Here is a 12,729-nt window from a genome sequence, read left to right on the forward strand (position 1 = left end):
TCAGCTGTTGGAGACCTCGATCAGCTGCTTCAGCCGCGCCGCCGCGGCGCCGCTGTCGAGCGAATCCCGGCCGATTGCGACGCCTTCCTTCAGCGTCTTGGCGCGTCCGGAAACGACCAGCGCCGCCGCGGCGTTCAGCAGCGCCACGTCGCGATAGGGGCTCGGCAGGCCGTCCAGCACGCTCTGCAGGGCCACCGCGTTGGCTTCGGCGTCGCCGCCCTTCAGACCGTCGCTGCCGCACAGGCCAAGCCCGGCCTCTTCGGGCGTGACCTCGAAGGTGCGGATATGACCGTTCTCCAGCGCGGCGACAAAGGTCGGGCCGGTCAAGGTGATCTCGTCGAGCCCGTCGGAGCCGTGCACGACCCAGGCGGCCTCCGAGCCGAGATTCTTCAGCACGTGGGCCAACGGCTCGACCCATTGCCGCGAGAACACGCCGACCATCTGGCGCCTGACGCCGGCCGGATTGGACAGGGGACCGAGCAGATTGAAGATCGTGCGGGTGGCGAGCTCGACCCGGGTCGGCCCGACGTTCTTCATCGCCGGATGATGCGCGGGTGCGAACATGAAGCCGATGCCGGCCTCGCGCACGCAGCGCCCGACCTGGTCAGGCTTCAGGTCGATCTTGACGCCGAGCGCGGCGAGCACGTCGGCGGCGCCGGAGCGGGACGACAGTGCGCGGTTGCCGTGTTTGGCGACCGGCACGCCGGCGCCGGCCACGATGAAGGAGGCGCAGGTCGAGACGTTGACCGAGCCGGAGCCGTCACCGCCGGTGCCGACGATGTCGACCGCGCTCGCCGGCGCATCGACGCGCAGCATCTTCGCCCGCATCACGCTGACGGCGCCGGTGATCTCCTCGACCGTCTCGCCGCGCACGCGCAGCGCCATCAGCAGCGCGCCCATCTGCGACGGCGTCGCCTCGCCCGACATCATGCTGTCGAAGGCGGACGCCGCCTCCTCGCGGGACAGCGGCGCGCCGGTCGCCACCTTGCCAATGATCGACTTGAGATCGTCCATCACGCGTGCCCCTAGCAAACCCGTCACTGATTGTTGCCGCCGACCACCTGGGCCACCGCAGCCTCGTTGATCGTCGTCCCGATGTCCTTCTCGAGCTTCATGACATAGGCCGTGCCTTGCTCGTCGGCGAGCGCGCGCTGCAACTGGTCCTTCAGCTTCTTGGTGTCTTCGGACGCGAGGTCGACCTTCGGCTCGATGATGTCGGTGACACGGAACACAATCCACCGCCGGCCGCCATCAGCCTCGGTCTGGCCGACGCCGTCCTTCGCCGTGCGGAATGCGGCGGTGATCGCGCCGGTGGGGACGCCGGGCACCGAGGCGTCGCGCTTGAACGCGCTGGCCGTCTCGACCTTCACGCCGAGCGATGCCGCCTCGTCGGCGAGCTTGCCGCCCTCGCTGAGCTTCTTGACCAGCTCGGTGGCCTTCGCGCGCAGCTTGGTGGCGACTTCGTCGTCGCGCCAGCGCGCGGCGACCTGATCCTTGACCTCGTCGAGGGGGCGATCGCGCGGCGGGGTGATGCCGAGAACCTCGAACCAGACATAGCCGCCGCGGAACGAGATCGGCTCGTTGTCGACACCGACGTCGCTGGTGAAGGCCTGCGCAACGACATCCAGGCCAAGCGGGATGTTCGAAACGGGCTGGCCGTTGGGTTGCTTGCCGGACCTGTCGACGGCTTCGAGTGTGATGGCATTGAGACCGAGCTTCTTGGCGGCCTCGGCGACGCTGGCGCCACCGCCGCGCTCGTCTTCCATCTTGTCGCGAAGATTGGCGACTTGCGACTTGGCGCGGTCGGCTGCGATCTCCTTCTTGATGTCGGCAGCGACGCTCTCATATTCGGGCTGCTGGCCCGGCTGAATCGCGCTGACCTTGACCAGCGCCACGTTGAATGCGCCCTTGACGGGCTGGCTGACCTCGCCGGTCGGCAGCGAGAAGGCGGTATCGGCAACGACAGGGTCGAGAATCGCCGATTTCGTCACCAGACCGAGATCGAGATCGGCTGGGTTGAGGTTGCGCTCCTTGGCGAGTTCGTCGAACGTGACTTCACCCGCGGCGATCCGGGCGCGCGCCGCTTGCGCCTCCTCCATGGTGGGGAAGGTCATCTGCTGGACCTGGCGCTTCTCCGGCGTGCCCATCAGCGCCTTGCGCTGGTCGAACAGCTTCCTGGCGTCCTCGTCAGATACGTCGGTCCACTTGCCGATCTCTTCGGGCGTCACCACGACGAAGGAGATCTTGCGATATTCCGGCGCCTTGAACTGGGCTTTGTGCTCTTCGAAATAGGACGCGAGAACCTCGGGCGAGGGCGCATCGATGGTGCCGGCCTGCGCCGCGTCGAGCTTGATGTAATCGATCGAGCGCTGCTCGTTCTGGAAGCGGCCGAGCGCCTCGAGCATCGTGTTGGATGGCTCCAGCCCGGCCGCGATCGTGCCGGTGATCTGCCGCCGCAGCGACTGTCGGCGCTGGTCAGCCAGGTAGCGCTGCTCGGTGAAGCCGAAATTGCGGATGATGGCCTGGAAGCGCTGCGGGTCGAACGCCCCGTTCGGGCCCTTGAAGTTGGGATCGCTGAGGATCACCCGCATGGTCTCCGCATCGGACTGGGCGAGACCGAGACGGCGAGCCTGCTCATCGAGGGCGGCTTCCGCAATCGTCTGCTGCAGCACGGAGCGGTCGAGCCCGAACATGCGGGCCTGCTCGGTGGTCAGCGGACGACCGAGCTGGCGGCCGATCTGCTGCAGCCGGTCGGTATAGATCTGCCGGAACTCGTTGACCGAGATCTCCGTGCGTCCCACGGTTGCAGCCGTCGACTGCCCGAAGCCGCGGAAGATGTCGGCGATGCCCCAGATGCCGAAACTGACGATCAAAACGCCCATGACCACCGCCATGATGGTCTTGCCGAGCCAGTTTGATGAGGCCTTGCGTAATCCTCGAAGCATGGGTCCAGTCTGTCTGCAGGAAAAAGGATGAAGAGGCCGCGCCTTAAAGCAGATTCCGCAAAAGGCCGTCACCGAGTTGAAACGGCTTATAAAGAGGCGGCCGCCCGGTCGCAACCTCGGCCCTGAGGCCGATTGAAGCGGTGGGAAGACGGCTCCCGCTCTGGTGCTCGTCGAAGGGCTCTGCTAGCCGATGTCTGTCACAACATTTGCTGGAATTCCGCCATGACCGACCGCATCCGGCCGCTGATCGCCGGCAATTGGAAAATGAACGGCCTGAAGGCCTCGACCGCCGAGTTCGACGCCATGCTGGCCGGAGCCGCCGAGGTCACCGGAAAGGCCGACCTGCTGGTCTGTCCTCCCGCCACCCTGGTGGCAGGCTTCGCCGAAAGGGCGCGCGGCTCCCACGCGATCGCGGTTGGCGCTCAGGATTGCCACCCCAAGGCGTCGGGAGCCCATACCGGGGACATTTCGGCGGAGATGCTGGCCGATGCTGGCGCCACCGCCATCATCGTCGGCCATTCCGAGCGGCGTGCCGATCATGGCGAAAGCGATGTTGTGGTGCACCAGAAGACCGAGGCGGTGTGGCGCGCCGGGCTGGTCGCGATCGTTTGCGTCGGCGAAACCCAGCAGCAGCGCGATGCAGGGCAGACGCTCGACATCCTGCGCGGCCAGCTCAACCTCAGCCTGCCGCAGGAATCACGGGCCGGCAACCTGGTCGTGGCCTATGAGCCGGTTTGGGCGATCGGCACCGGCCTGACCCCGACTGCCAAGGATGTCGAGCAGATTCATGCCTTTATCAGAGAGCTGCTGATCGATCGCTTCAAGCAGGAGGGAGCGCGGACGCGCATCCTCTATGGCGGCTCGGTGAAGCCCTCCAATGCGGCCGAGCTGATGGCGGTCGCGAATGTCAACGGCGCGTTGGTCGGCGGCGCCAGCCTGAAAGCCTCAGACTTTCTCGCCATTGCGAAGGGCTGTTGAGATGCAACGTGAGCGAAAGCGCGCGCCTCAGTCCGCCCGTTCGATTCGCTTCCAATAGATCTTCGTGCCGGTAAGGCCGCCATGCGGCTTCAAGGCATAGTCCGGAATGGTTCCGCTCAGCTGGAAGCCGACGCTCTCATAAAGCCATGAGGCGCCCCCATCCTCGGCGGTGTCGAGGACCAGCATCGTCCGCCCATGCGCGCGGGCGAGGTCTTCGACCGCGCTCAGCAGCGCGGTCGCAACTCCGCGTTTGCGGTGGCTGATGCGCGTCATCATCTTTGCGATCTCGGCGCGGTGCGGCTGGTTGGGCGGCAGCTTCAACTGCAGCGTCACGGTCGCGATCACATCCTCACCGTCGAAGGCGCCGAGGACGGCTCGTTCGCCGCGGGCCGCGGCCGAAAGCGATTCCCGCCAGAACGCGTCGGCGTCCTCCTCGCGAAGCGGATGCATGAAGCTGACCGAGCCACCATGGGCGACCGTTTCGATCAGCATTGCGCGAAGCGCGCTTCGAACGACCGGCGTGTCCGATAGGGCTGCAATTCGAATCGCGGACATTCTCAACTCCGGGCAAGCGCCACGACGTAGACGCAGGGTGCGTCCGACTCGTTGGCAAAGGTGGTGTCGATCGGTGGGCCGAAGCCGAGGCAGTCGCCGGGGCCAAGGACGTGGCGGTCCGCGCCTTCCGTGATGGTCAATTGCCCGCTCTGCACCCAGAGAAGCTGGCGGATGTGGATGTAGGAGGAGGCCGGCAAGGTCACGCTGCGGTGCGCCGGCATTTCGACGGTCACCAGTTCGATCGGATGATCCGGCCTGAGAAAGACCTGGCGCCTGACATAGCCCGTGTCCGGATCGCGCCAGACCGGCTGCTCGGCCGCCTTGGACAGGCGCTCCGACTGGGCTTCGGCGCGGAGCATCAGGCCGGCCAGCGTGAGATCGAAAGCGCTTGCGAGCTTGACCAGGATGACCGCGGTCGGGCTGACCTCGGCACGCTCGATCTTGCTGATGGTGGCCTTCGACACGCCCGAGCGCTCGGCCAGGTCGGCCAGCGACCACCCGCGGGCGTCCCGTTCCAGCAGCAGGCGGCGCGCGAGCCGATGGCTGAAATCGTCCATTATTTGATCCATTCGTCTCTAATAATAGATATTGGGGCGGACGGCAAGGGGCGACTCCGAGGGCTGAGTTGACGCTTGTGCGAAGCGCAGTTGGAATTATCTGCGGGGTGGCGTTGCGCGACACGATCGTGTAACACCGCGCAAATTTCCGAATAGCCCGCGAAGCTCTCGCGATCCCGGCCTCCGGCCGGGGCCTGCGAGGGCTTGTGACGGAAGGTCACCATGCAGACTGTCTTGATCGTCATCCACCTCATGATTGTTACCGTCCTGATCGGTACGGTGCTGTTGCAGAAATCCGAGGGCGGTGGCCTTGGCATGGGCGGCGGCGCCGGTTTCATGTCGAGCCGCGGCACGGCCAACCTGCTGACGCGCACGACCGCGATCCTGGCACTCCTCTTCTTCCTCACCAGCCTGGCGCTGACTTGGCTCGCGGGTCTGGATCGCAAGCCGACCTCGATTCTGAACAACCTGCCGGGGCAGACCCAGTCTGGCGGGGCGACCCCGGCAGCGCCGACGAGCGGCGGCGTGCTCGACCAGCTCAAGAAGGCCGACGAACAGCAGGCCCCCGCGGCACCGAGCGCACCGCAGGCCCCGCAGTCGCAATAAAGCGGGCAAGCCATGCAGGAACGCAATTGGCGTCCTGCGTCATGAGGCGGTCTCAAGTACCTGAGACCATTCAGATTTTGAAGTAACCCACAGGTCCGCGACAGCGTTGCGGGCTGCAAGCGATTCGTTTTGGCGAATCGAGCGCGCGGCATTAAAGGTAGGGTCCCATGGCGCGGTACATCTTCATCACCGGCGGCGTGGTTTCCTCGCTCGGAAAGGGTCTGGCTTCAGCCGCGTTAGGCGCGCTGCTGCAGGCCCGCGGCTACAAGGTCCGGCTTCGCAAGCTCGACCCCTATCTCAACCTCGATCCAGGCACGATGTCGCCGTATCAGCACGGCGAAGTGTTCGTGACCGACGATGGCGCCGAGACCGATCTCGATCTCGGCCACTACGAACGCTTCACCGGGCGGCCCGCGACCAAGGCCGACAACATCACCACGGGACGCATCTACCAGGACATCCTGACCAAGGAGCGGCGCGGCGACTATCTCGGTGCGACCATCCAGGTCGTCCCGCACGTGACGAACGCGATCAAGGATTTCGTCCTGTCCGGGAATGACGAGTACGATTTCGTGCTGGTCGAGATCGGCGGCACCGTCGGCGACATCGAGGGCCTGCCGTTCTTCGAGGCGATCCGGCAGCTCGGCAATGAGCTGCCGCGCCATCACGCGATCTACATCCACCTCACGCTGCTGCCCTACATCCCGAGCGCCGGCGAGTTGAAGACCAAGCCGACGCAGCATTCGGTCAAGGAGCTGCGCTCGATCGGCATCCAGCCTGACATCCTGTTGTGTCGCACCGACCGCCCGATCCCGAAGGAGGAACGGCGCAAGCTCGGCCTGTTCTGCAACGTGCGCGAAAGCGCCGTCATCGAGGCGCGTGACGTCGACAACATCTATGCCGTGCCGGAGGCCTATCATGCCGCCGGCCTCGACGACGAGGTGCTGGCCGCGTTCGGCATCGAGCCGCGGGTGCCGCCGGCGCTTTCGAGCTGGCACACGATCAACGAGCGCGTCCGCAACCCGGAAGGCGACGTCACGATCGCGATCGTCGGCAAGTACACCGGCATGAAGGACGCCTACAAATCGCTGATCGAGGCGCTGTCGCATGGCGGCATCGCCAACAAGGTGCGCGTCAAGCTCGACTGGATCGAGAGCGAGGTGTTCGAGAACGAAGACCCCGCGCCATTCCTCGAGCACGTCAATGGCATCCTGGTGCCCGGCGGCTTCGGCCAGCGCGGCGCCGAGGGCAAGATCCGTGCGGCGCAATTCGCGCGGGAGCGCGACGTGCCGTATTTCGGCATCTGCTTCGGCATGCAGATGGCGGTCATCGAGGCGGCGCGCAATCTCGTCGGCATCACAGAGGCCAATTCGACCGAGTTCGGTCCGACGCCGGAGCCGCTGGTCGGCCTGATGACGGAATGGCTGCGCGGCAATGAGCTGGAGAAGCGCTCCAAGAGCGGCGATCTGGGCGGCACGATGCGGCTCGGCGCCTATCCTGCGGCGCTCAAGCGCGGCAGCCGCGTCTCCGAGGTGTATGGCGGCGCCACCGAGATCTCCGAGCGCCATCGCCACCGCTACGAGGTCAACACCGCCTACAAGGATCGGCTCGAGCAGCACGGTCTGAAGTTCTCCGGCCTGTCGCCGGACGGCGTGCTGCCGGAGATCGTGGAATACGAGGACCATCCCTGGTTCATCGGCGTGCAATTCCATCCCGAGCTGAAGTCGCGCCCGTTCGAGCCGCATCCCTTGTTCGCGTCGTTCATTCAGGCCGCGGTGGTGCAGAGCCGGCTTGTGTAGCAGGCCTTTGTCGCCAAGTGCCGTCATTGCGAGCGGAGCGAAGCAATCCAGAGTCGCGGGCGGGACTCTGGATTGCTTCGTCGCTGACGCTCCTCGCAATGACGGCCGAGGCGCGCAACGCGACCTTTGACGGCCGCGACGATTGTTGCGACAACGCTCCCCGATCGCGCGAAGCCAGAAAAGATCAGGGAGGATCAGATGATCTACGAGAGCCGCATCTATCGCTGCATTCCGGGCCGGCTGCCGGCGCTGCTGAAGCGTTTCGAAAACACGACGCTGAAGCTGTGGGAGAAGCACGGCATCCGCCCCGTGGGCTTCTTCACGACCCTGATCGGCGAATCCAACCAGGACCTGACCTATTTCCTGGCCTGGGAATCGCTCGCCGAGCGCGAGACCAAGTGGACCAAGTTCATGTCCGATCCCGACTGGATCTCGGCGCGTGCCAAGAGCGAGGAGGACGGCCAGATCGTCGCCAACATCACCAGCCAGTTCCTGGTGCCGACGGCGTTTTCGGCGCTGAAATAGAGGCCGGGGAGGGGCTGGGATGACCGATCCCCGCAACCCTGCTATTCGCAGGCAAACGCCGGTTGATCCGGCAGCCGGCGCTGGGCCATGGTCGCGCGCTCTCATGAGGATGATGTCGTGAACGCTTCGATCTCTGCCGCGCCGGTCGTCAGCCTCGGCTCCGTCAAGTTTGGCAACCACCTGCCGTTCGCCGTGATCGCCGGCCCATGCCAGCTCGAGAGCCGCGCGCATGCGCTCGAGGTCGCCTCGGCGCTGAAGGAGATCGCGACGCGGCTGAACATCGGCCTCGTCTACAAGACCTCGTTCGACAAGGCCAACCGCACCTCCGCCTTGGCGGCCCGTGGGCTGGGGCTTTCGCAATCGCTGCCGATCTTCGCCGAGATCCGCTCCTCGCTCGGCCTGCCCGTGCTGACCGACGTGCATGACGCCAGCCAGTGCGCCGAGGTGGCGCAGGCCGTCGACGTGCTGCAGATCCCCGCGTTCCTGTGCCGGCAGACCGACCTGCTGCTGGCGGCCGCGGCGACGGGCAAGGTCGTCAACGTCAAGAAGGGCCAGTTCCTGGCGCCCTGGGACATGGCCAACGTGGTCGCCAAGATCACGGGCTCCGGCAATCGCAACGTGCTGGTCACCGAGCGCGGCGTCTCGTTCGGCTACAACACGCTGGTCTCGGACATGCGCGCGCTGCCGATCATGGCGCGCACCACCGGCGCGCCTGTCATCTTCGACGCCACGCATTCGGTGCAGCAACCCGGCGGGAAGGGCACATCGTCGGGCGGCGAGCGCGAATTCGTGCCGGTGCTCGCACGCGCGGCCGTTGCCGTCGGCGTCGCCGGTGTGTTCATCGAGACCCATCCCGATCCCGATCACGCGCCCTCCGACGGGCCGAACATGGTCCCGCTCGCGCAGTTCGAGGGGCTGCTGCGAACGCTGATGGCCTTCGACGCACTCGCCAAGGCGCCGTCGGCGGACGCCGGGCGCTGATGCACCAGACCGCCGCCAAGTCCGCGGGAAAGTTTCCACCAGCGGTGAACATCATCGCGCTGGCGGGCTTCTCGGCGGCGCTGTCGACGCGGGCGCTCGATCCGGTGCTGCCGCATGTCGCTGAGGATTTCGCGATCAGCATCACCACGGCGGCGAGCATCGCCGCGGGCTATGCGCTGATCTACGCGCTGATCCAGCCGGCGATCGGCGCCGCCGCCGATCTGTTCGGCAAGGCGCGGCTGATGACGCTGTGCCTGGCGCTGCTCGGTGTCGCGAGCATCCTCGGTGCGCTCGCCACCTCGTTTCCGCTGCTGTTCGCGACGCGCATCCTCGCGGGCATCGCCTCGGGCGGCGTGTTTCCGGTGGCGCTCGGGCTGACCAGCGATCTCGTCGCGCCCGACAAGCGGCAGGTCGCGATCGGACGCACGCTCGCGGGCTCGATGGCGGGCAACCTGCTCGGCGCGACGGCATCCGGCATCATCGGCGATTTCATCGGCTGGCGTGGCGTGCTCGCGATCCTCGGCGCGCTCGGGCTGATCGCCTCCTTCGCGGTGGCCGCAGGCTTTCGCGGCGCCAAGGTCACGCATGCGCCGACCACCGATCTCGCCGCGCTGAGGAAGGGCTACCGCACCATCTTCACCAACCCCAATTCGCGTTTCTGCTTCTCGGCGGTGTTCGTCGAAGGCTGCTGCGTGTTCGGGCTGTTTCCGTTCATCGCCTCGTTCCTGTTCGATCTCGGCGAGACCTCGCTGTCGATCGCGGGCATCGTCATCGCGGGCTTCGCGGTCGGCGGCCTGTTCTACACGTTCACGGTCTCGAACTTCCTGCCGCGGCTCGGCGTCAAGGGCATGATGATCACGGGCGCTGCCCTGGTCGGGCTGCAGCTTGCCGCGCTCGCCTTCGGCCCGGGCTGGAAGCTGCAGTTCGGCTGCATGCTGCTGATGGGCTGGGGCTTCTACATGATCCATGGCTGCCTGCAGGTGTTCGCCAGCGAGCTGTCGATCGGGGCGCGCGCGACCGCGATGTCGCTGCACTCGTTCTTCTTCTTCATGGGCCAGACGGTCGGCCCGATCGCCTACGGCTTCGGCCTGGTCCACGGTGGCAAGCAGCCGACCTTGCTGATCGCCGCCATCATGATGGTCGTGCTCGGCTTCGCCTGCGCCGCGCTGCTGCGGCAGCGGCCGCCGGCGGATGCGGCGGTCAGCTGACGGCCATGTCGGACACGGGCGCGGGCCCATTGCATCTGAAGACATGGTCCCGTCGCGGCAGCAACGCCTGCTAATTTGTTGCTCCGTCATGGCCGGGCTTGTCCCGGCCATCCACGTCGTTCGGTGCGCTGAGAAGGACGTGGATGCCCGGGCCTTCGCCGCGCCGAAGCGGCTTCCGCCGCGCAGGCGGGACAAGCCCGGGCATGACGACGTGGAGACGGGCGAGGGCAAAATGCCCATCGTTAGCTGCGATGGTCCTGGGAAAGTGCGCCGAGGGCGTTTCTCGCTCTCGATGCTGAAGATGCGCGGCTGAGACATATCGGCGCTTTCGTTGGCCGCGGGACGCACCGCCGCCATCTCGCGGCGCGTCTGCGTCCGAGCTTTGCCTTGGGACATGCCCTCTTTCTGAGAAGAGGGCGCGGGGAATGCCGGGAGCTGGCCGCCCCCATGGCCCGCCTGCAGAAAAAAATGCAGGCGGCAGGAACCACAGGTTCAGCCGAGACATCCCGGCATTCCCCGCGCGATGGTTGGGCGGCTTATACGTACTCTCCCCGGGGACCGGGCTGTCTTGCCCCCGTGACCGGCGGATCATCATCACCGCCAGCGGAGCCTCAGCGTCGGGAGGCCAGGACCATACGACTTCGCCGGCGTATCAGGCTCGTTCGTCCGCATGACTGATCACGCTGCGAACCCGACACGCCCACCGCATCCCGCCTCAACGTCCGTGACGACCGCGAAGCGCCCCTCTGATCGAGACGGGACGACGATAGTCAATCACGAATTCTGATAAAACGAAAGTAGAATATTTTTCGCGGAAGGTCTGGACAGGGGTGATCGGTTTGAAGGCGCAGGAAAAATCGGCTTTCAGGAGCAGCGGTTTGGTGGTTGCAGAGAACGGGAAAGTCAAACGGGAACGCACCCGTCGGGCGACTCAGAACCATGGATCGACGCTGGGCTGCGGCTGCTGTACCCGCATTTACGGTCCGCCACCGCTGGTCGTCCCACGACGCTGCAACGCCATCGCGAGGACCCAAGCAAAGAAGCGTTTGGAGTTCACTGGGTTCGTTCCGGCGGTCATTGAAAGCCTTTGTGGCGCAACCTTTGGCGTTGCCGAAGCACCTCGGTTGAGCTTGAGTGGTATTAGGCTAAGCACCGGCGAAACGGGCAAGCAGAAGCCGCTCTTGTATTTCGACGAAAATATTCCAGCGTCGATCATTGATAATTTTAGGAAGCGATCTTGGTGGAAAAAGAAGGTGAAGGTGCTTAGTGCGGTAGAGCTAGGCAATCAGGGTCGGTCTGACGACTTTCATTCCAGTACTGCTCGCGGCTCGGATACACGCTCGTCTCTTTTGATACCGACTTCAATGATGATGCAGCCTACCCGTTTTCAAACGGAAGAATGTACGGGGTAATCATGTTGAAGGGGTCGAAGAAGAACTCGAATCGATCGAAAAGCGATCTTGCCTCCCTCCTGGATTTCGTTTTGGCGACTCCTTTCCCGAAGTCGTTTTTGCAGGAAAGCAAGTTTGTCATAAGCGGAGAAGGATGTGTGATGCGGGGGAGAGATGTAAAAACGAAAGAGATCAAATCCATGCAAATTGAATCTCGTAAGACCCGCCTGGGAGAGGTTTGGAAGCACTTCTCAATAATGTAGTTTAGCGGTAGTGCGAAAGTGCGTACGAGGCGCCGGGGACCGGCGGCCTTCAGGCCCGCGCGCGATCGGCGACTACCAGTCGAGATTTGCCGACCGGCACATCTCGCAGACGATCACATCGTCCTTCCGGGAAAGGGGACGGCGGCAGCGGTGACACGTGCCCGCGGTCTGTGTGACGTGTAGCGTCAGGGCCTTTGCTTCCGCCATGGAGAAGCCGAACTCGGCGGCGAGCAATTTGTGGCCCGCAATCTGACTGCGGCGGATTTCCCTTGCGATCCTCGCCTTGTGTTCTGCTGACAGCGAGGGCGGCCACGTGACGGTTATGGTGCACTTGGGACAGTGCACCGACAGGCGGGCATGCTTTACTGCGCCGTTCACGGCGTACCTCCTTCCTCGATCAGCTTCACCCCCGCCCACGATACGGCGCCACGCCCTGGTCTGGCACCCACAGGCCCTTCGGCAGCTTGCCGGTCTGCCAGAACACGTCGATCGGGATGCCGCCGCGGGGGTACCAGTAGCCGCCGATGCGCAGCCATTTCGGCTTGATCTCGGCGGCGAGGCGCTTGCCGATGGCGACGGTGCAGTCCTCGTGGAACGCGCCATGGTTGCGGAAGCTGGCCAGATAGAGCTTCAGCGACTTGGATTCCACCAGCCAGGGGCCGGGGGCATAGTCGATGACCAGATGGGCGAAATCCGGTTGTCCCGTCACCGGGCACAGCGAGGTGAACTCGGGCACCGTGAAGCGGGCCAGGTAATCCGTGTCCTTCTGCGGATTGGGAACGCGGTCGAGCGTTGCCGTTTCCGGACTGTCGGGGGCGGCCACATGGCGGCCCAGCTGAAGGCCGGCCGATGTCATGGTGGTGTTGGATCTTTTCGCCATATGTCGTGTCACCTGTCGCGATTGGCGCCCGTTTAGCCAAT

At 65.1% G+C, this 12,729-nt stretch carries 13 protein-coding genes; 7 read left to right on the plus strand and 6 right to left on the minus strand.

Annotation, left to right across the window (positions count from 1 at the left end):
* Window positions 1–1,014 carry an anthranilate phosphoribosyltransferase gene (gene trpD, locus ACQR0U_RS25805; protein ID WP_315711632.1) on the minus strand — a complete coding sequence of 338 codons (1,014 nt, stop codon included), beginning with the start codon at window positions 1,012–1,014 and terminating at the stop codon, window positions 1–3.
* Window positions 1,015–1,037: 23 nt separating this feature from the next.
* A complete protein-coding gene (locus ACQR0U_RS25810) occupies window positions 1,038–2,945 on the minus strand; it encodes a peptidylprolyl isomerase (RefSeq protein WP_315750928.1) in 1,908 nt (635 codons plus the stop codon).
* A gap of 222 nt (window positions 2,946–3,167) precedes the next feature.
* On the opposite strand from ACQR0U_RS25810, the gene tpiA reads away from it, so the two are divergent.
* Window positions 3,168–3,923, plus strand: coding sequence for a triose-phosphate isomerase (tpiA, locus tag ACQR0U_RS25815; protein WP_315750930.1), 756 nt, complete (start codon window positions 3,168–3,170; stop codon window positions 3,921–3,923).
* 27 nt (window positions 3,924–3,950) lie between these two features.
* Here the strand turns inward: tpiA and ACQR0U_RS25820 are convergent, their stop codons facing one another.
* Window positions 3,951–4,478, minus strand: a complete 528-nt coding sequence (locus ACQR0U_RS25820) for a GNAT family N-acetyltransferase (RefSeq protein WP_434843763.1) — start codon at window positions 4,476–4,478, stop codon at window positions 3,951–3,953.
* 2 nt (window positions 4,479–4,480) lie between these two features.
* Window positions 4,481–5,047: a helix-turn-helix domain-containing protein gene (locus ACQR0U_RS25825; protein WP_434843762.1), complete on the minus strand. Its 567-nt coding sequence runs from the start codon at window positions 5,045–5,047 to the stop codon at window positions 4,481–4,483.
* Between the two features lie 210 nt (window positions 5,048–5,257).
* Between ACQR0U_RS25825 and secG the strand changes: the two genes are divergently transcribed.
* The 6 genes from secG (at window position 5,258) to ACQR0U_RS25855 (ending at window position 11,566) form a co-directional block, all read left to right on the plus strand.
* The gene (gene secG, locus ACQR0U_RS25830) at window positions 5,258–5,641 is read left to right on the plus strand and encodes a preprotein translocase subunit SecG (protein WP_434843761.1); all 384 of its coding nucleotides are present in this window, start codon (window positions 5,258–5,260) and stop codon (window positions 5,639–5,641) included.
* A 167-nt stretch (window positions 5,642–5,808) separates the two neighbouring features.
* Window positions 5,809–7,440, plus strand: coding sequence for a CTP synthase (locus ACQR0U_RS25835; protein WP_316188250.1), 1,632 nt, complete (start codon window positions 5,809–5,811; stop codon window positions 7,438–7,440).
* A gap of 198 nt (window positions 7,441–7,638) precedes the next feature.
* Complete coding sequence (locus tag ACQR0U_RS25840) at window positions 7,639–7,965, plus strand: NIPSNAP family protein (RefSeq protein WP_315827488.1); 327 nt, start codon at window positions 7,639–7,641, stop codon at window positions 7,963–7,965.
* A 117-nt stretch (window positions 7,966–8,082) separates the two neighbouring features.
* Entirely contained in the window at window positions 8,083–8,946 is an 864-nt protein-coding gene (gene kdsA / locus ACQR0U_RS25845; RefSeq protein ID WP_434872311.1) for a 3-deoxy-8-phosphooctulonate synthase, read from the plus strand.
* On the plus strand, window positions 8,946–10,154 hold the full coding sequence (locus ACQR0U_RS25850; protein ID WP_434872312.1) for an MFS transporter: 1,209 nt from the start codon (window positions 8,946–8,948) through the stop codon (window positions 10,152–10,154). Before kdsA ends, ACQR0U_RS25850 begins: the two co-directional genes overlap by 1 nt.
* 830 nt (window positions 10,155–10,984) lie before the next feature.
* A complete protein-coding gene (locus ACQR0U_RS25855; RefSeq protein ID WP_316165278.1) occupies window positions 10,985–11,566 on the plus strand; it encodes a hypothetical protein in 582 nt (193 codons plus the stop codon).
* 314 nt (window positions 11,567–11,880) lie between these two features.
* On the opposite strand, the gene ACQR0U_RS25860 is transcribed toward ACQR0U_RS25855, so the two are convergent.
* A complete protein-coding gene (locus tag ACQR0U_RS25860) occupies window positions 11,881–12,186 on the minus strand; it encodes a hypothetical protein (protein WP_316165280.1) in 306 nt (101 codons plus the stop codon).
* 25 nt (window positions 12,187–12,211) lie between these two features.
* Window positions 12,212–12,688, minus strand: a complete 477-nt coding sequence (queF, locus tag ACQR0U_RS25865) for a preQ(1) synthase (protein ID WP_316165282.1) — start codon at window positions 12,686–12,688, stop codon at window positions 12,212–12,214.
* Window positions 12,689–12,729: the final 41 nt, after the last annotated feature.

Source organism: Bradyrhizobium sp. HKCCYLRH3097 (assembly GCF_051167875.1).
Classification (GTDB): Bacteria; Pseudomonadota; Alphaproteobacteria; order Rhizobiales; family Xanthobacteraceae; genus Bradyrhizobium.